Below are 17,679 nucleotides of genomic sequence, written 5' to 3'. Positions count from 1 at the left end.
GAAGTTCAATGCTGAATTTAATTAAATTGGAGTTTAAAAAAACGAAACTAGGGTGGTATTACAAAGGTGCAGTGATTGCAAATCTATGTATACTCGGTTTTTTGTGCCTGATCGGATCGGAGGAAAAAAATCTTACTCAAGACCAAATGGCGATGGCTGACGCGGGATCCACGCTGCTGCTTCTCGGAACTTTTGTAAGGTCTGTGTTTATTGTCTTTGCAGGCGTGCTGATTGCCAAACTGATCATCGGAGAGTATAAAAACAGAACCATCACGGTCATGTTTACATATCCGGTCAGCCGAAAAAAACTGATCGCCGCAAAACTGCTGCTCACCGGCGGATTGACCTTCTTGACAATGATCGTGTCCGAACTGATTCTTGCGTTTATTTTCTCGCAGCTCAATGATATCTATCAATTCAGCCCGGAAAAACTGACGCTGCAAGCCATTGGAAATGAGATTGGCAGTATGCTCATTTACGCTGCTTCTTCGACAGGGTTGAGTTTTATTCCACTATACTTTGGGATGCGCAAACAATCCGTTCCTGCCACTATTGTGACATCCTGCATTTTGATTGCGCTGATCGGTCAGCAAAGTCCTGGATTTTCAATTGCTTCTATTATTTATATTCCTGTTTCATTGGCTGTAATCGGGATTGTTATTGCGTTTTGGTCGATCCGAAAAATTGACCGGGAAGATGTATTATAATGGATCAATTATATAGTGAAGGTGCAAATTGACGGATTCCAGGCATTTACCTATACTTGAAGAACTGAAACAACAAGGAAAACGGGTGAACATGTCATGGAATTTGAAATTCGCTATATTTCTTTTTACGTCATTCAGGTCGACGGCAAGGATGAGCAGGCCAACAAGCAATATAAACATTTTCAGACGCTGGATACAGAGGAATTTGAAACCAGCGAACTGAAGGATTTCTTAGACGGGGAATTGAAAAAAATCGTGAAGCGGAAAGCCGAACGCCATCCGAAATCAGAGCAGGTGCCGACGAAAATCGGCCGCTTCATCACAGAGCCGGGGCATGAGCTTGATTCTAATCCGAACTACAATCTGTTTCACAAAACAAAACTGGCGGAGACAAAGGAAGAATTCAATGAGCTGAGCGAACAGTTCGTCCGCACATACCTCGACACGAGCGCCGTCAGGGGAGGCGTTTTTTTGGTGGCGACAGCCGTACCGCGCAAATACTTCGATGATACATTTGTCTTTGTCATGAAGTGCGACTTTGAACCGAAGGTCGCTTCGATCGCCGATGAATCATCGCTGATCCGCAAGGTCGAAATGGCGATCACGACGAAAAACATGAAATCGATCCAGTATCCGCACATGCCTGAAGAGGGCATGACAGAGGAAAGCGAAGTGAAAATCCACCAGGCCTCGCACGCCCGCTACTTTGAAGACTTCTTAAAATTCGTCGAGTACGGCGAGTCGATGCCGGAAATCATGAAGTCCCAAGTGATGAACATGGTGCAGGAGCATGTGTACGAAGCATTTGAAGACAAAAGCGAAGAACTCCAGCAGTTTGAACATGATCTCGAAATCTGGGAAGCGAGCGAAAAGCGGGAGATTCAGGAACGCCTCGACACCCATCAAGTCATCGAAGCCTCCGCCCAGATCGTTGAGCATATGCCTGAGGCAGAGCTGAAAATGAAGCTGGGAGCAACCGAGATTAAAGGACTGCTGGCTGAATTCGGAGATTCGATCCACCTTGCCAAGGTAAACGGGCGCTATGTCGCGCTGATAGAAGCCGAGACGATTTCCTTTGAAAAGGGCAGTTCTCCGGTGGAATTTTATAAACCTGAGGGACTGCATGAGGTGATTGAGCGGATACGGAATAAAAGTGACAGGGAAGATTAGAAATAAGGAATGGCATCCGTTTTTTCGGATGCCTTTTGATTTTTCATCCAAATTGATGAGGGTGCTATGTAAATTACTGTTTAATAAGGTTAATATAAACATAATCAAGCCGATATAGGGATTATAGAAAGAATTGAGGAGAGGTACCCAATGCGTCTCAATAGTCAATACATCCGTACACAGCTGATGATTCAGAATATGTTGAAAAGGAATGCGGCTGATACAACTGTAAAAAATGTCTCTTCCGATATCACTGCCTTTGCGAAGAAGGCCAGCAGTCAAGCGGGAAGACCATCGAAGGAAAGTTTGAGTAAGCTGAACTACTCAAAGGACAGTATTGTGAATCATGCCGAAGCTTTCAGGCGGGCATACGAAGCAGCAAATGATCAAACTGTGGAAGAAACGAAGATCAATGCCCAAAACCCCTATGAGTCAGAAAGTGATATCAGGAAAAAAATCTTAGATGAAAAATACAGCAAAATCAATGCAATGAACAAAACGAAACCTGATCCTTTAGGCTATATTAAGGATAAATACAAAAATTCCAATTCCCCTTATTTCAGAAATGACCTGTCGGCAGCAGAAAGACAAGCTGCATATGACAATGAAACTGAGTGGCTGTTCAAAGGAAAAGCGCAAAACTATAATATGCAGGATGCCGCGTTTCGAAATGTGAATTTTAATGGGGAAGTAGAGGCGGAGAATGAGAAAATATATCAGCGCAGCCAAGTCAACAAACAGCTTCAAGCGCTGCTGGATCAATATCATATTGCCATTCCTGCGGATACGGCGCTCACCTTTACAATTTCCCCGATTGATTATCAAGTAAAAGTGAGCGGAACAGATGATGAGCAGCTCATCCATCAACTTGAACATATATTGCAATCAGGAGAAAACAGCAAACAGTTATTTCTGCATATCATGAAAAGCTTGAGCAGCGATTCAGCCCAATATTCCAAAGAAGCGCAGCAAAAATATCACACAGTTCGCGAGATATATGAGGTGACAGGCTATCACCTGAAGGACTTGGAAGTGGTTGATGGCCGATATGTAACACCTGACGGCCGTGATTTGTTAGATGTGTATAAAGAAGAGCTGGAGAAGGACCCTGTCCAAAAGAAAACGGCTCATTTCGCAATCGCTCATTATGGAGCAGAGCTGAACAGACTTGCAGAAGCCGGATATGATTCTGTTCCGGATTTTATCTTATCTATTGACTACAGCAACGGATCTTTGCGGGATACAGGGCAAAAGAAAAGCTATGGAACCGGGGATACGGCTTGGCTAAGAGAATTAAAGCGCCGAACGGGTGTTAATTATTAGTTAGGCAGGAACATATGGGTTTCCTCTATCAGGTTGATTTTCTTAATAATTGAATTTTGCGTTGCGGGTCACCCTGCCACCTGTTAAAATAAGGATAACTTTAAAGAACGGAGGGATTTCCCAAATGGCATACATCAGATTCCGATTGAACTTTGTCCTCGCTAACTAAATCGTGAACAAAGTCTCTGCCTGTGTGCAGGGTAATCGGGATCAGTCTGCCTGTTTTTAGGGGACCCTTTATGCAATAACAGAGGGAGAGGCGCGGATTCCAGCGCCTCTTTTTTTGCCTTTAAAAATAGCTTATCTGAAGCTTGCCTTCAGTTTATTTGTCATATTATCTTTTTCCGTTTACTTTCCAGCGCAGGCAGACGACCTGTGCTTTTTTTTTATTAAAAACCTTCAGTAAAGGGGAAAATCGTATATGACAATTGTAAATGAACAAATTGAACAAATATTAAAACTTGCGGAAAAACACGGCCTTCGGCTGAAACGAAAGCATGCGGAAATCAACGAGTCCGGCATGGATTTTCAAGTCGTCTTTGCCGAAGATGAAGCAGGCAAGAGATGGGTCTTGAGAAAACCGCGGCGCGACGATGTGATTGAAAGAGCAGTGTATGAAGGGAAAGTGCTGAAGCTGCTGCAAAACCATCTTCCCGCCGCTGTGCCGGATTGGCGCATTCATACTCCCGAACTGATTGCATATCCGGAGCTTCCGGGGGTTCCTGCCGCGGTCATTGACATGGAGGTGAAGAATTACGTATGGAACATGGATCATGAGCCTCCGGCTGAAGCCTTTGTCAAGTCATTGGCGAAAACGCTCGCGCTATTGCACAGCATTGATCATAAAGCCGCAGAAGAAGCGGGCATGCATGTGATGAATCCGGATGGCGTCAGGCGGTCAAAAGCAGAGCAGATGGAACAGATCAAAAGAGAGCTCGGGGTTAGCGGCGAGCTCTGGGAAAGATGGCAAAAGTGGCTGTCCGACGACTCGTATTGGCCTGAACATACTGCGTTTATCCACAGCGACTTGCATCCCCCGCATATTTTAATTGACCAGCATCAGAGCATAACTGGGCTGTTGGATTGGACGGAAGCGAAAATCGCCGACCCGGCAAAAGATTTTCTATTATACGAGACGATTTTAGGAGAAGCCGAAACCGCCCGGCTCATCTCTTATTATGAAAAAGAAGGGGGCCGGGTCTGGCCGCGGATGAAAGAGCATATTACGGAATTGCAGGCCGCCTACGGCATCGAAATCGGCATGTTCGCCCTGCAGACAAAACAAGAAGAGCACTTGAAGATGGCGCTGGACGCGCTTGGGGTCAGACAATAAAAAAAGGGCTGTCGATTTCGATCGACGGCCCGTTTCACATCATAATTTTTTCAATTATAGCAAAAAAAACCTTTTTTTCTTCCTCTGACAATTTGCCGAAGAGCTTGTCGATCAAGGCCTGGCGGTTTTCCACCATTTGTGCGGCGATCCTCGTGCCTTCTTGCGACAGTTCGATCCAGACGGTGCGCCGGTCATCGTTATTTCTCGATCTGATCACAAAGCCCTCTTTCTCCAAATGGTTCAGAGCTGTTGTCGTTGCTGATGGAGACAGGGCGACCTCCTGTAAAATCTCCTTTATCGTACATGTTCCGTGTCTGTAAATGATACGCAAAATAAACCCTTTGCCGCTCGTGATACTTTTCGGAATCGTTTCTTCGTCCAATTTCTTTGAAGACCGCAAATATTTCGTGAAAGCATGATCCAATAGATTCGCTTCAATCCGATGGTGATTCATGAAGGTTTCCTCATTTCCGACATCGTGTAGTAGATCAGCAATTTTATGCTGGTCAAACAAACATAGGTCTATTTTATCATAAGCGAATGCTCCGCAAAAAACGATTTTATGAATTTTAACATGAGTCATTTAATTTCTTTTGTTATCAATTCATAAAGATAATAATTCTATTATGAAATAGTTTTACAATGGATATATTTTGTTTTAGAATGAATTTGTGCGTCACATAATCTCACCAGGTTTTGTGAGAAACAATGAAAATTTGGAGATGAAAATTTTGAGTACACTTCAGCAATTAATCAATCATCATATGGAAACGTCAGATGGGTTGGAAGCATTGTCCGGAGGAGATCGAACGTTTACGTTCAAAGCGTATCATCAACGGGTGAACCAGCTGGCTCATTATCTGCTGGAGGAGGGTGTTCAAAAAGGAGACCACATCGCGGTTTTATGTAAAAATAATCATCATTTTCCCGTCATTTTGCTGGCGTCTCTTAAAATCGGGGCGACAGTCGTGCCGTTAAGCTGGCAGCTGACATCGTATGAATTAAAAGGAATCTTGAACAACTGCCGGCCGAAGGTGATGTTTTATGACTTGGAATTTGCCGATATACTAACGCCGCTCCGCGAACAGCTTCAGTTCTGCCTGATGATTGAAGCGGGTGCGGGAATGAACACGACTGAACAGTTTGAGAGCCTATTTAAAAACAGGCCGCTGGAGGTGGAGGCCGACCAGGTGACCGAGCATGATTTGGCTTTAATGCTGTTCACCTCGGGCACGACCGGAAATCCGAAAGGCTGTATGGTCAACCACGGCAGTCTGGCCGCATACTTGACAGAGGTGAACGTGAAATCGAAACAGCTGAAAGGCATGCGCTTTTTAGCGAGCCATCCGCTTTATCATATGAGCTCGCTCAACCATGTTTTTCAGGCGGCTTTTGAAGGAATTGGGCTTCATTTCTTATGGGACCCCGAACCGTTTGAAATCCTGCAGGAGATCGAGAAGAAACACATTCATATGATGATGGCGTTTCCTTCCGTCTACACTTACATGCTGGAGGAAATGAAAAGACATCCATTCGACCTGTCGTCTGTGAAAATGCTTGTCTCCGGCGGCACCAAGGTGCCGGCGCGGCTGATTAAGGAGTACAATGACATGGGAATCCTGATGGTGCAGGGGTATGGCAGCACAGAAGCATGGACGGTTAGCGTATGGCGGCCTGACATGGGCTGGGATAAAGTCAATTCAGCCGGCAAGCCGATTCCGCAAGTCAGCATAAAAATCGAAGACCCTGATACACATGAAGAGCTGCCAAGGGGCGAAGTCGGAGAAGTCGTCGTCAAAAGCCCGTATGTTTTTGAAGGGTATTACCAAAATCCTTCCGCCACGCAAAAGGTGCTGAAAGACGGCTGGTTTTATATGGGGGACTCCGGCAAACTTGATGAAGACGGATTTTTATATATTACCGGCCGGTATAAAGACGTCATTGTCTACGGAGGCGACAACATTTATCCTGACCAGGTGGAGGAGATCATCGATCAAGTGCCCGGAGTCGTCGAATCGGCCGTCATCGGCGTCCCGGATGAAATGTACGGGGAAGTTCCGAGGGCGTATGTGGTGAAAAACGAAAGCTCCGGCCTTAAGAAGGAGGACATTATCGCGTATTGCAAAGAGCGCCTGTCCGACTATAAAATTCCTGAAATCGTTTTTACCGACAGCCTTCCGAAAAACAGGCTCGGCAAAATCGTCAAAAAAGATTTGCGCGAACTGGCTGTTAAAGGACAGTGAGCGCAGTAACAGAAAGCTTATCCAGCATTGGATAAGCTTTTTTTGCTGCCGTTTTTTGTAACGTTTTCCAATGCTAAACCCACTACAACAGTAGGAGGTGTTGACAATTGAAATCGAAATGGAGTGCGATGGTGATATGGACCGGTCTTTTATTGTTGGCCGGATGCGGAGTGCACAAGGAGGCCGATCCCCCCCCCGTCAGATCCGCGCAAAAAACGGACGCCTCGTTATCTGAAGCTGAACAGCGGTTTGCGCTCGCATTGTTTCAAGACATGATAAAAGAGGAAGGAAGCCGGAAAAACATCTTCCTCTCGCCTTACAGTATTCACCAGGCACTTGTGATGACGGCAAACGGTGCCGCGGGAGACAGCAGAAAGGAACTGCTCGGCACTTTAAACCTCAACCAGACGGATATGACATCGATCAACAGGATGTCACAATCTGTGAATCGTTCGCTAGAAACGCTGCCTCACGGCGAATTTTCATCGGCCAATTCGATATGGTCCAAAAGGGAGCTGAAAGAAAGCTTTCAAGACGCGATCAAAGGCCTTGGCGACGCCTATCAGCTTCATGATGATCCAAATCGGGCAGCAGAAGAAATCAACGGCTGGGTCAAAAAGAAAACGAAAGACCGCATTGATCAGATCGTTGACAAGGTCTCGTCGAATACGATTGCCTACATCATTAATGCCGTCTATTTTAGAGAAAGCTGGAAGCATCCATTTGATCCTCACATGACAGCGGAACAGCCATTTTATTCTGCGGACGGCTCCGCAAAAAAACACCCCATGATGACGCAGACAAACCGCTTTCCTTATCTGGAAAACAAACATTTTCAAGCCGTCAAGCTTCCTTTTCAAGACGAAGGTCTGTCATTGGCTGTTTTTCTGCCGAAAAAAGCGGCAAATCTTGAACAGCTTCTAGCTGGCATGACGTATGATCAATGGCGCGCCTTGCATAAGGGCTGGACGATGAAACAGGTGGAGCTCAAGCTGCCGCGCTTCTCATTTCAAACAGACTACATGTTAAATGAACCGCTTAAACGGCTTGGAATGAAAACCGTGTTTAGCAGCGCGGATTTTTCAAATATGTTTGCCGGAGAAGGCGCCGCTCAAATTGATAAAGTCAGACATAAAACATTTATCAAAGTAGATGAAGCGGGTACCGAAGCATCCGCGGCAACGGCGGTTGAGATCATCGAATCAGCTCCCGTCCCTGAAGTGACGATGACTGCAGACCACCCGTTTTATTTCGCGATTGTTGATGAAACATCCGGAATGAACCTTTTTGTGGGCAGTGTGGCAGAGCCGTCGGATGAGTAAACTTGGAAAAAATCTATTATTTTATAAAATATTCATTAAACTTCCAATTCAATTACCGATATAAGGAAGGGAGTTCCTTTATGGTGATGAATAAACGGGAGGCAATGACAAATGAAAAAAAGTTTGTTTCTTTTCGTGTTCAGTGTGTTTTTGATGGCGATTCCAGCATTTTCGGCTTCGGCAAATGTTTACGAAGATGAGTATGAACCCAACAATTCTTTCGCTGAGGCTTACGATTTAGGATTGTGGAAATACAAGACGATTTCGGCGACGATTCACAGCGAAAGCGATAAAGATTATTACAAATTTTACGCGACAAAGGGAGAACAGCTTGCCATTCACCTAAAGAACATCCCAGCAAATACAGACTATGATCTTTACTTATTTAAAGATTCTTACGGCTATCCTGCAGTAGGATCTTCTGAAAGAACGGGAAACCAAAATGAAATCATCCGCTTGGATGTTCCGGAGACAGGCCGGTACATTGCGGTCGTCACGTCTAAAGACGGTTCATATGACGGTTGGGGATTTTACAGACTTGAATTTATCGACAGAATGAAGAGCGGTGCTTATACGGCGAATTTGTCTCCATCATCCATCTCAAGCCCGGGACAGGGAGTCGTTTCTCCGGTTGCCGCCGTCAATCTTGCCAATGTCTCGGCCATTCCCGAAGGAGCGACTGTGAAAAGCGTTTCCGCCGAGGGAACCATTTCTCCGAGCCTCGGACACACCTACAGGGAAGTTCTGAACAAGGAAGAAGGCGTTTGGCACACATCGGTTTCCGGCGGCACACTGTTTCCGGATCTAAAGCCTGAACTTGCGCTTCCGGTCAAAACGACATGGAATGTGAGATACTATTCGCTCGCTTGGAGCAGTTCAACATGGAGATCGCCGCAGCTGAAGATCAATTATCAATATGATTCAACATACGGCTGGTAAACAGATCCAAATTCCGTCCGATATAAAAAGTAATCGAATGTAATTGGCATGAAAGGAGCTCCCATGAATATTAGAGACAGGGTAAAACTTTCGCTTTATTCCGAGCAGCTGATGAAGCCTGCCGCCGCGGAGATGCCGGCTAAGACTACAGGTTCCAAGAGAATGGCCGGCAGCCAAACAGACACCCTCTCCATCAGCAAACAGGCTGAAGCGGCTCAAAAAAATGCACCGTCATTACGATCACAAATGAACGGCGTTCAATTTGAGATCTATAATCTTTATGTGGACAGGCAGCGTTTGAACAGCCAGATCGATGAGACGCTGCGCGAGAGCGGAATTTCTCTTTCCGAGAGTGAACATCTGACATTGCATGTAGACGGAAATAACCGGATTATAGTTGAAGGCATCGAAGATGAACAAAAAAGAACCCGGATCGAAGCCGTTTTAAATAACAGTGATAAACGGTTTGGCGCCCGTCTGTTGAGCCATGCGGAACTGATCGGTGAACAAAATGGAACGCCGCTGGATAAAGAAGCTTATGAAAAATGGCATGTGAATGAGTTTTTGAAAACGATTGCCGGTCTGTCTTTGGCTGATGTCAGTTTGGATGAAAAAGGAGAGCTTGAAGGCGGAAATGAGAGACTCATCAGAGTGATTGACTCTGCCAAAGACCCGAAAAGCGACTTGGAGAAGAGCTTTCAAAACATGCTGAAGAAGCTGAAGAATGTTCTGGCGAAAGGGCCGGACACCATTGCGGACAGATCGGCTTCTTTCGGATATGCCGGCGGAACGCTCATCGATCTCAATGTATCAAAAGGATTCTCCGCGGGCCAGCTGAACGAGTGGCTGGATGATCCGTTTCTTAAAGAAGTCTTGCTGAACAATTCTTAAAAGACCTGGCGAAGCAATTTTGCCGGGTTTTTTGTTTGTATAAAAAAAATTTCAAATTTCGCATTGACCCTCACGTTGCGGGATACTTTATAGTCGATATTGAAGGGAGGTCAGATAAATGAAAATGAAAGTAAAGGAAGTGGCCGACTTAGTCGGCATCAGTGTGCGCACACTGCATCATTATGATGAAATCGGATTATTAGCTCCGTCGGAGACGACCGAAGCCGGGTATCGGCTGTATTCAGATGACGATCTGGAAAAGCTGCAGCAAATCCTGTTTTTCAGAGAGCTTGACTTCCCTTTAAAAAAGATTAAAAGCATTCTTGAGAACCCTTCATTTGACAGGAATGAGGCGCTTCAGCTCCATCGCAAAGCGCTGCTGGAGAAAAGAAGCCGGCTTGACCAAATGATTGCGACAATCGATAAAACGATCCAATTCGCGAAAGGAGAAATCAACATGACAAACGAGGAAAAATTCGCGGGATTTGATTTCAGTCAAAACCCGTATGAGGAAGAAGCGCGGGAACGCTGGGGCGATGAAGCCGTCGACAGATCGAAGGCCTATATCGAATCCATGCCCGAAGGTGAACGGAAAAAGATGGAACAGCAATATGATGCCATTTACAGAAAAATCGCCGCCCTCAGAAAAGGCGCCTCAGACTCAGAGGAAGCACAGGCGGCTATAAAGGAATGGTACGACTTTCTGAACAATAACACCGGCCACAGCTATTCGCTCGAAGCTTTCAAAGGTCTGGGACAAATGTATGTCGCTGACGAGCGCTTTACGAAAAACATTGATCAATACGGCGCCGGCTTGGCGAAGTTCATGTGCGACGCCATGACGGTGTTTGCTGACAGGAATAAGGAATAATCGCTGGAAACCGCCTGATAAGGTCGTGAAATGACCTTTTAGGCGGTTTTTTTAATTTTAATGTGAGCTATTCCTTTTGGGCAATAGCCTGTGCTCACTTATTTGATTTGCAGGGTAAATGCTGTGTTTGATTTGTGTCGAATCTTCTAATATGTTATTATATCGTCAGTCGATATATCGTAAGGCGATGTAAAATAAGGAGGCGAATGATTTGAATACACAGATGTTATTTGTTTTGAGCGGAATTTTTTTATTGAATTTAGCAATTTTATCAGGAATAAACGGTGTATGGTGGGGACTAGCTCTTGGCGGCAGCATCATTTTCAATCTAATAGGTGTTGTACTGCTCATGAGATATATAAATGAAAAACGCCATACTTAAAATGAGGTGCGAAAAGTGAAGAAAAAAACGGCGGAAAGCTATTTACCGCTTACGCAGGCTACGTATTACATATTATTGTCATTAACTCAACCACTACATGGCTACGGCATTATGCAAAGGGTTGAGAGCATGAGTGAGGGTGAGGTCAAACTAGGGCCTGGCACTCTTTATGGTGCATTAAGCAAACTCGAAAAGCAGGGGCTGATTAGAAAGGAAGGCAAATCCGGCGATAATCGGCGAAAGCAGTATATTTTAACGAATGAAGGATGGCAGGTGATTGAACTCGAATTTAAACGCCTATCCAAATTGGTGGCGATCAGTCAATCTATTTTTCAAAAAGAGGGAGATACAAGTCATGAGTAAAAAAAGAAAGCGTAAATTCCGTTTTTTTCTTGCTTGGCAAGACCGGAAGGAAGAGAACTGGCTGAATGAAATGGCAAAACAGGGGTGGATGTTAAAGTCCTTCTTTTTATTTATCTATATATTTGAAAAGACAAAACCAAGCAATACAGTATATCGGCTCGACTATAAGACAACATCAAACCTGGATCAGGAAGAATATATTCATATATACGAGGATGCAGGCTGGAAGCATGTGACACAGTTTTTAAATTGGCATTACTTTGCGGCTGATCCCAGTCAAGTTCAAACAAATGCTATTTATACAGACCGCGAATCTGAAGCACAAAAATATAATGGCTTACTAAAAGTGCTGTATGCTGCATTTGCCAGTGTATTTCTCAGCTTGGGACTACCGCTTCTCGTCATAGGCATCCCTGGATATTTTTATTGGATAGCAGCATTCAATCTCCTTGTTTTGTGTCTGTTGACCGTGTGTATATTAAAGGTTCGTAAAAAAACAAGAATTTAATGCTGATTGACACATGCTAATTTTCAGAGTAATATATTTTTTACAAATCATGTACGGTTAAACGATATTGAGGAAGAGCAAGTACGTGTCAGAGCATGGGTTTAAGAGAGTCGGTGGCTGGTGTGAACCGATGCCCTTCTGACGCCGAATGGGCTTCTGAATCGCTTCGCTGAAACGGACAGTAGGCGAAGCCGGGATAGTTCTCTCCGTTATCAAGAGAAGCGTATCGAAAGGGCTGACTGTTCCCTTTCCGTATGTTCCAAGCGAATCGTTGATGCGATTAATAAAGGTGGTACCGCGAGACCCTCGTCCTTTTGTGACGGGGGTTTTTTGTATTTTTAAGGAGGTGGTGGCCATGGAGGAAGGCTGGCCGGAGTGGCCGCATCATATTAAACGGAAACGGAGGTGTGATGGTAAATGGTGATTGCAACGGACGATTTGGAAACGACATGTCCAAATTGCAATGGAAGCGGAAGAGAAGAGCCGGAGCCTTGTCCAAAATGTTCGGGAAAAGGTGTGATTTTGACGGCCCAGGGAAGCACATTGCTCCATTTTATAAAAAAACATATCCACGAATAAAAAGGACGGGTGTTGAAAGTTGAGTCGAGAAGAGAAGAGTACAGCTGAGCAGAGCGGCCATATTCAAAGCGGCGTTCGAAAAGTGGCCGGGGTCGTTTTTATGGTCTTTGGGACGATGTGTTTTGCTTCAAAATCCATTTTTGTCAAATGGGCTTATGAACAAGGTGCACAGCCGGAAGCGGTGCTGTTGTACCGGCAATTATTTGCGGCGCCGCTGTTTTGGCTGATTTTTGTTGTGTATCGTTCAAAGCTTCCGGCTAAACCAGAAAAAGCGGAGATTTTTAAAGCTTATGCGGCCGGATTGCTTTGTTTTTTTCTGTCGCCATTGCTTGATTTTATCGGCCTTCATGATGTTTCGGCAATCGTTGAACGGATGATTGTGATGAGCTATCCCATGTTCGTATTGATCATCACTGCCTTTGTAAATAAAAAAATGATCTCGGGTCAAACGTTTGCTGCCATCTTGCTTGTGAATGCCGGGCTGTTCTTGGCTGTCGGCGGATGGGATGTGCAAGCATTTGAAGCGAACCTGTCAGGAGCTTTTTTGATCTTATTGTCCGCTGTCGCCTATGCGGTTTATCTTGTTGTGGCGGGAGGCCTTGTCCGTCAAATCGGCGGGATTCGGATGAATGCCTATGGAATGTCGGCGGCAAGTCTTGCGATGGCCGGTTATGCGCTGTTTCGCGCAACAGGAAAACAGCCGGGAATCCTGCTTTCTTATCCTCCCGCAATGTATGTTTTTTTTATGATCATTGCAGCAGTGACGACGGTCATTCCTTTTTTATTCATGCTGGAAGGCATGAAGCGGATAGGAGCGGAGCGGGGAGCCGTCATTTCTATGATCGGCCCCGTTCTTACCATCTTCGGAGGTGTTTTGTTTTTAAACGAACGTTTAACATCCATTCAGTGGCTGGGGTGCTTCTTTGTGCTCCTGACCATCAGTCTGCTGGAATACCGGAAATAGAAAAAGGGATTCATATCCCTTTTTCTGTATGCACTTAAATACATAAAGATCGTTTACTCAGTGTCGCCTGTTTTCATAACATAAGTTCTAGCCGCAAAATCGTGGACAGCTTGTTTCGTTTCTGAAAAAACGACGGTTAAATACAGCAGACCGAAAGCAATATGCACCCATGAGACGATGTAGCGCACGAAAGCCTGCCATAGCTTCATCCGTCAGCCTGTATCATCAGAAACAATGCGAATTCTAAAAAGTGCTCTTCCAATGTGCCCCGGAGCTTTGTCAGCGGCATCAAAAGCGGATACAAAAACGAATACCAGCAGTGCTGTTGCACCGACCTCAGGAGATCCGTCTCCAAATCAATGCGGATGAAAAGTGTAATCCGACCGCCAATACGCAATCGATCAACAATGCACCCGCTCTAACCCAAAAACCAGCGTATTGCAAAATGTATAACACCCTCTGTCATAAATGGATGATAAAAACACAGAACTAACTATTTTATAGTCTTTTTTTCTATTTGTCCTCTTTTATAAAATTTTACTTTTCAGCTAAATCATACTGATTTTCATTATCGGATTTCCCCCTCCTGAAAGTTTTGATAAAATAAATAAGTTGTAGTATAAGATACGGAGGTTTAAACGTGGGAAAAGTAAAGAGAAATATGCCTTGCCCCTGCGGCAGCGGGCTGAAATATAAAAAATGCTGCGGCAAAGCAGAGGGAGCGTTTCCGGCTGTCGCGGTGCAGGAATTGAAACAAATCCAGAAAGACGTCATGGAATTCGCTTTTACGGAACATAAAGACACAATCGATCAATTTCTTAATCAGTATTCTTTTCTGTCAGACTTGGATCAGTCTGCACAAAAGATATGTGTTTTTAATCTGGGCGTGTGGGGAGTATTTTCCCGGCCGTTGGCAGACGGAGGATTGACGATTTTCGAAGACTTTTTACAGAAAAAGGGTTCTTCGATTCTCAGATCGCAGACTAAGGAAGCCGTTCAATCGTGGAAAGACCTCTCCCCTGCGCTGCTGCGTGTGAAACATATAACAGATGGCGGCATTCGCTTTGAGGATGCTGTAACAAATGAAGAGCTCACTATAAGGATGAATGTGAAGCGGGAAGGGCCTTTTGTAGGCGAGTACGTGCTCGGCTTTCCGATCAAGATCGGAAGCCATACCGAGTTCTTCTTACAATTCACCATCTATCCTGCAAAAATGGCGGATGCTCTCAAAGACAGGTTAAACGATGCTTTAAGCCGTTTCACAGAAGAAGGCGGAACAAAAGAACAGCTGATGAGAGATGATTTTCATCATGTGTTAATGCAGCTTTGCCGTCAGGAAGAGAGTGCACCGTCTGAACAAGGGTCGGAAGACATCGAATGGGCCAATGAGATGGAGAAAGAAACAGCGTTTGTCTTTGAGAAAGGTATGCTTGACGAAGGACATTCTGAATCATTTGTCTCCTGGGCGGTCGGCCTTTGGAAATCGTATTGTGTTAAAAAAGCGCCGGTCATCAAGAAAACAGAAGCCTTTGCAGCTGCTTTGGAGTATTTTATCAATACGATCTCCAAATCGGAAAAATCGTTATCCCAGGCGAAGCTTGCAAAAAAATACGGCGTCAGCGCTTCGACTGTATCGAATCGTTTTAAAGATATTGAAGCCGTCCTGCAGGACGAACTGGATCATCATCTTGAGCTTATGCCTTCTTAAGGCAAAGGCCGCTAAACCTTTCGGGGAACCGGAAGGTTTTTTGTGTTTGATTCTGATTAAATCTTGAGAAAGGTATTTTAAGATATCGGTACCGATCAGATCAAACAAGGAGAGATTAAGATGAGTACAATTCTATTGGAAACAAGGCATCTTCAAAAAAAGTTTGGAAGGTCGCAAGCGGTCTCAGACGTCTCACTGTCAGTTAAAAAGAACAGTATTTACGGTCTGCTTGGACCGAATGGAGCAGGAAAATCAACGACTTTAAAACTTTTAACCGGAATCTTAAACCCGACTGCCGGGGACATTTTGGTTGAGGGGCGGAAATGGAAAAGGTCTGTATTAAAAGACATCGGTTCTTTAATAGAATCCCCGCCTCTGTATGATAATTTAACAGCCTACGAGAATGCCAAGGTGCATGCCACATTATTGGGTCTTCCTGATGCGAGAATAACAGAGGTGCTTAAAACTGTTGATATGCATCATGCCGGAAAGAAAAAAGCGGGGCAGTTTTCTATGGGGATGAGACAAAGGCTGGGAATCGCCATCGCTCTTTTAAATCGCCCTAAATTACTCATACTTGATGAGCCTACGAACGGTCTCGACCCGATCGGTATACAAGAGTTAAGGGAACTGATCAGGTCATTTCCAAAGCAAGGGATGACGGTCATCTTATCAAGCCACATTTTGTCGGAAGTCGAGCAGATCGCAGACCATATCGGGATTATCAGCGGAGGATACCTCGGATATCAGGGGAAAATCAATAAGGGGGACGATCTCGAGCGGCTTTTTATGGATGTTGTCAAATCAACGCGGGGGAAAGAAGGCGGAGAACAATGATCGGATATTATGCGAAAGCGGAAAACCTGAAGTTTAAAAGAACATTTTCGAGAAAGATGATCTTCATTGTGCCTTTGATTAATATTTGCTTCGCCTTTTTAATGAATCCAGGATTCTTTGTAGCAGGTACGTATAATTGGTGGTCTGTCATCTTGATGCCGGTCATGATCGCCTTGCTTTGTGCATTATCACACCAGAAAGAAATGAAAGCGTCGAATTATAACGGCATTTTTTCTTCTCCCGTACATTTACATATGATCTGGTCTGCAAAAATAAGCGTCATTGCGCTCTATTCTTTAGCGTCTCAAGCTGTTTTTTTAGGGTTCATGGTTGTGATGCAGTTTGTCATTCCTCAATTTTCGAGCATTCATTTGACAGTCATTTCCGCGAATCTGCTGCTTTGGCTTACGACACTGTGGGAGATCCCCATCTGTTTATGGATAGCGCGAAAATTTGGGTTTATATCTGCCGTTTTGTTCAATATGCTGTGCAGTATCGTGTTGGGCATCATGTCGGCATCAAGTCCTTTTTGGTGGCTGAATCCGTGGAGCTGGCCGATCAGGGTCATGTGTCCGACAATTGGCATCCATCCAAACGGTGTGCCTCTTGAAAATGGCGATCCTTTAACAAGCTGGGCAGTCGTTCCTCCGGCTGTTGTTCTATCTATTGTTTTATTTGCTATTTTGGCGCGTCTGACCAGGCGGTCTTTTTCCCCTGCCGTTGATCGCAAATCGATAAAACGGGAGGCGGTTTGATTTGTTGCTATTTTTCAGATGCCTTGCGGCTGATTTTCAAAAAACAAAGCGCACATCTTTTATTTGGCTTCACTTGACCGTTCCGGTTATCTGTGCGAGTGTTTTTCTGCTTTATTTCTATAACAGAGATCATGATCCATATCAATTATACCGCACGTATTTTGAGGCAATTGCGATTGCCCTGCCGCTTCTGATTGGAATAGTGTGCGGAATGACGGCTTCATTAGAGGAGCGGGCAGGCCGTTTTCAAGTGCTGTTGGGCGGCACGGCGCCCAAATTAACGGCTTATTTAAGCAAAGTTACACTGCTTCTGTTCATGAACTTGTGTGCGGTATTCTTGGCTATTGGACTCTATGTATTGGGGCTCAAAGTTCTATTTCATGTACCGAACCTGACAATCGCCCTTTTTTTAGAGGCTGGGGCATGGCTGGCAGCCGGAAGTGTCACACTTTATTTCATTTATTTTCTGATCAGCTGCATATTTGGAATGGGGGCTTCGATTTTAATAGGCGGGGCAGGTCTTTTGATGACAGCACTGATGAATACGGGATTGGGCGATGTCATTTGGAAATATAATCCCTGGGCATGGGGAATCAGGCTGACAGGGTATAAGGGGATTGACCGATTTGTCCAAATTGATCCGTCTCTGCGTTCTGTTCTAGACGGGGAAATCAAGCAGGGGGCTTTCATCATGGTGTTTGCTATAATAGCTGTATTCGCTCTAAGCATCGTTTGGTTTATCCGCTGGGAAGGAAGAAAAGCTTATGAATAATGAAAAAGGGTG

The 17,679-nt window shown here is 44.8% G+C and carries 20 protein-coding genes and 1 other annotated feature; of the genes, 18 read left to right on the top strand and 2 right to left on the bottom strand.

Going from position 1 to position 17,679, the window contains the following annotated elements; translation table 11 throughout:
- Positions 1-8 precede the first annotated feature (8 nt).
- The 4 genes from M1E06_RS20135 (at position 9) to M1E06_RS20120 (ending at position 4,533) form a co-directional block, all read left to right on the top strand.
- Positions 9-707, top strand: a complete 699-nt coding sequence (locus tag M1E06_RS20135) for an ABC transporter permease (protein ID WP_023857763.1) — start codon at positions 9-11, stop codon at positions 705-707.
- A 96-nt stretch (positions 708-803) separates the two neighbouring features.
- Positions 804-1,877 carry a DUF3900 domain-containing protein gene (locus tag M1E06_RS20130; RefSeq protein WP_020450009.1) on the top strand — a complete coding sequence of 358 codons (1,074 nt, stop codon included), beginning with the start codon at positions 804-806 and terminating at the stop codon, positions 1,875-1,877.
- A 150-nt stretch (positions 1,878-2,027) separates the two neighbouring features.
- Positions 2,028-3,200, top strand: a complete 1,173-nt coding sequence (locus M1E06_RS20125) for a DUF4885 domain-containing protein (RefSeq protein ID WP_035337348.1) — start codon at positions 2,028-2,030, stop codon at positions 3,198-3,200.
- Between the two features lie 421 nt (positions 3,201-3,621).
- Positions 3,622-4,533 carry a macrolide 2'-phosphotransferase gene (locus M1E06_RS20120; protein ID WP_020450011.1) on the top strand — a complete coding sequence of 304 codons (912 nt, stop codon included), beginning with the start codon at positions 3,622-3,624 and terminating at the stop codon, positions 4,531-4,533.
- A gap of 34 nt (positions 4,534-4,567) precedes the next feature.
- Here M1E06_RS20120 and M1E06_RS20115 read toward each other — a convergent pair whose 3' ends face one another.
- Complete coding sequence (locus M1E06_RS20115; protein WP_020450012.1) at positions 4,568-4,987, bottom strand: MarR family winged helix-turn-helix transcriptional regulator; 420 nt, start codon at positions 4,985-4,987, stop codon at positions 4,568-4,570.
- Between the two features lie 277 nt (positions 4,988-5,264).
- Between M1E06_RS20115 and M1E06_RS20110 the strand changes: the two genes are divergently transcribed.
- The 10 genes from M1E06_RS20110 (at position 5,265) to M1E06_RS20065 (ending at position 13,595) form a co-directional block, all read left to right on the top strand.
- On the top strand, positions 5,265-6,776 hold the full coding sequence (locus tag M1E06_RS20110; RefSeq protein ID WP_020450013.1) for a class I adenylate-forming enzyme family protein: 1,512 nt from the start codon (positions 5,265-5,267) through the stop codon (positions 6,774-6,776).
- Positions 6,777-6,883: 107 nt separating this feature from the next.
- Positions 6,884-8,098 carry a serpin family protein gene (locus M1E06_RS20105; protein ID WP_023857768.1) on the top strand — a complete coding sequence of 405 codons (1,215 nt, stop codon included), beginning with the start codon at positions 6,884-6,886 and terminating at the stop codon, positions 8,096-8,098.
- A gap of 111 nt (positions 8,099-8,209) precedes the next feature.
- Positions 8,210-9,037: a PPC domain-containing protein gene (locus tag M1E06_RS20100; protein ID WP_023857769.1), complete on the top strand. Its 828-nt coding sequence runs from the start codon at positions 8,210-8,212 to the stop codon at positions 9,035-9,037.
- Between the two features lie 63 nt (positions 9,038-9,100).
- Complete coding sequence (locus M1E06_RS20095) at positions 9,101-9,928, top strand: DUF4885 family protein (protein ID WP_020450016.1); 828 nt, start codon at positions 9,101-9,103, stop codon at positions 9,926-9,928.
- A 118-nt stretch (positions 9,929-10,046) separates the two neighbouring features.
- Positions 10,047-10,799, top strand: a complete 753-nt coding sequence (locus tag M1E06_RS20090) for a MerR family transcriptional regulator (protein ID WP_020450017.1) — start codon at positions 10,047-10,049, stop codon at positions 10,797-10,799.
- A 211-nt stretch (positions 10,800-11,010) separates the two neighbouring features.
- Positions 11,011-11,181: a hypothetical protein gene (locus tag M1E06_RS20085; protein ID WP_155273789.1), complete on the top strand. Its 171-nt coding sequence runs from the start codon at positions 11,011-11,013 to the stop codon at positions 11,179-11,181.
- Positions 11,182-11,196: 15 nt separating this feature from the next.
- Entirely contained in the window at positions 11,197-11,544 is a 348-nt protein-coding gene (locus M1E06_RS20080) for a PadR family transcriptional regulator (RefSeq protein ID WP_048350149.1), read from the top strand.
- Positions 11,537-12,052 (top strand): DUF2812 domain-containing protein, encoded by a 516-nt coding sequence (locus M1E06_RS20075; RefSeq protein WP_035337340.1) that lies wholly within the window; start codon positions 11,537-11,539, stop codon positions 12,050-12,052. Before M1E06_RS20080 ends, M1E06_RS20075 begins: the two co-directional genes overlap by 8 nt.
- 58 nt (positions 12,053-12,110) lie before the next feature.
- Positions 12,111-12,369: a binding site (T-box leader), on the top strand.
- A gap of 100 nt (positions 12,370-12,469) precedes the next feature.
- Positions 12,470-12,631: a tryptophan RNA-binding attenuator protein inhibitory protein gene (locus M1E06_RS20070; protein WP_035337337.1), complete on the top strand. Its 162-nt coding sequence runs from the start codon at positions 12,470-12,472 to the stop codon at positions 12,629-12,631.
- A gap of 19 nt (positions 12,632-12,650) precedes the next feature.
- Positions 12,651-13,595, top strand: a complete 945-nt coding sequence (locus M1E06_RS20065) for a DMT family transporter (RefSeq protein WP_035337333.1) — start codon at positions 12,651-12,653, stop codon at positions 13,593-13,595.
- A 53-nt stretch (positions 13,596-13,648) separates the two neighbouring features.
- Here M1E06_RS20065 and M1E06_RS20060 read toward each other — a convergent pair whose 3' ends face one another.
- Complete coding sequence (locus tag M1E06_RS20060; protein ID WP_224146494.1) at positions 13,649-13,804, bottom strand: RDD family protein; 156 nt, start codon at positions 13,802-13,804, stop codon at positions 13,649-13,651.
- A gap of 431 nt (positions 13,805-14,235) precedes the next feature.
- On the opposite strand from M1E06_RS20060, the gene M1E06_RS20055 reads away from it, so the two are divergent.
- From M1E06_RS20055 to M1E06_RS20040, 4 genes are all read left to right on the top strand, one after another.
- The gene (locus M1E06_RS20055; protein ID WP_035337330.1) at positions 14,236-15,303 is read left to right on the top strand and encodes a YecA family protein; all 1,068 of its coding nucleotides are present in this window, start codon (positions 14,236-14,238) and stop codon (positions 15,301-15,303) included.
- A gap of 120 nt (positions 15,304-15,423) precedes the next feature.
- Positions 15,424-16,140 (top strand): lantibiotic protection ABC transporter ATP-binding protein, encoded by a 717-nt coding sequence (locus tag M1E06_RS20050; RefSeq protein WP_020450024.1) that lies wholly within the window; start codon positions 15,424-15,426, stop codon positions 16,138-16,140.
- Positions 16,137-16,895 (top strand): lantibiotic immunity ABC transporter MutE/EpiE family permease subunit, encoded by a 759-nt coding sequence (locus M1E06_RS20045; RefSeq protein ID WP_035337328.1) that lies wholly within the window; start codon positions 16,137-16,139, stop codon positions 16,893-16,895. Before M1E06_RS20050 ends, M1E06_RS20045 begins: the two co-directional genes overlap by 4 nt.
- 1 nt (position 16,896) lies before the next feature.
- A complete protein-coding gene (locus M1E06_RS20040; RefSeq protein ID WP_025810815.1) occupies positions 16,897-17,667 on the top strand; it encodes a lantibiotic immunity ABC transporter MutG family permease subunit in 771 nt (256 codons plus the stop codon).
- Positions 17,668-17,679: the final 12 nt, after the last annotated feature.

The organism is Bacillus sp. AK124, assembly GCF_053903085.1.
This window is presented reverse-complemented; position numbering and strand designations above follow the sequence as displayed.

What these genes read in the sequence shown, in the direction of transcription:
- M1E06_RS20135 (WP_023857763.1), top strand. Translation starts at nt 9, where the DNA reads ATGCTGAATTTAATTAAATTGGAGTTTAAAAAAACGAAACTAGGGTGG.
- M1E06_RS20130 (WP_020450009.1), top strand. Translation starts at nt 804, where the DNA reads ATGGAATTTGAAATTCGCTATATTTCTTTTTACGTCATTCAGGTCGAC.
- M1E06_RS20125 (WP_035337348.1), top strand. Translation starts at nt 2,028, where the DNA reads ATGCGTCTCAATAGTCAATACATCCGTACACAGCTGATGATTCAGAAT.
- M1E06_RS20120 (WP_020450011.1), top strand. Translation starts at nt 3,622, where the DNA reads ATGACAATTGTAAATGAACAAATTGAACAAATATTAAAACTTGCGGAA.
- M1E06_RS20115 (WP_020450012.1), bottom strand. Translation starts at nt 4,987, where the DNA reads ATGAATCACCATCGGATTGAAGCGAATCTATTGGATCATGCTTTCACG.
- M1E06_RS20100 (WP_023857769.1), top strand. Translation starts at nt 8,210, where the DNA reads ATGAAAAAAAGTTTGTTTCTTTTCGTGTTCAGTGTGTTTTTGATGGCG.
- M1E06_RS20095 (WP_020450016.1), top strand. Translation starts at nt 9,101, where the DNA reads ATGAATATTAGAGACAGGGTAAAACTTTCGCTTTATTCCGAGCAGCTG.
- M1E06_RS20090 (WP_020450017.1), top strand. Translation starts at nt 10,047, where the DNA reads ATGAAAATGAAAGTAAAGGAAGTGGCCGACTTAGTCGGCATCAGTGTG.
- M1E06_RS20075 (WP_035337340.1), top strand. Translation starts at nt 11,537, where the DNA reads ATGAGTAAAAAAAGAAAGCGTAAATTCCGTTTTTTTCTTGCTTGGCAA.
- M1E06_RS20070 (WP_035337337.1), top strand. Translation starts at nt 12,470, where the DNA reads ATGGTGATTGCAACGGACGATTTGGAAACGACATGTCCAAATTGCAAT.
- M1E06_RS20060 (WP_224146494.1), bottom strand. Translation starts at nt 13,804, where the DNA reads ATGAAGCTATGGCAGGCTTTCGTGCGCTACATCGTCTCATGGGTGCAT.
- M1E06_RS20050 (WP_020450024.1), top strand. Translation starts at nt 15,424, where the DNA reads ATGAGTACAATTCTATTGGAAACAAGGCATCTTCAAAAAAAGTTTGGA.
- M1E06_RS20045 (WP_035337328.1), top strand. Translation starts at nt 16,137, where the DNA reads ATGATCGGATATTATGCGAAAGCGGAAAACCTGAAGTTTAAAAGAACA.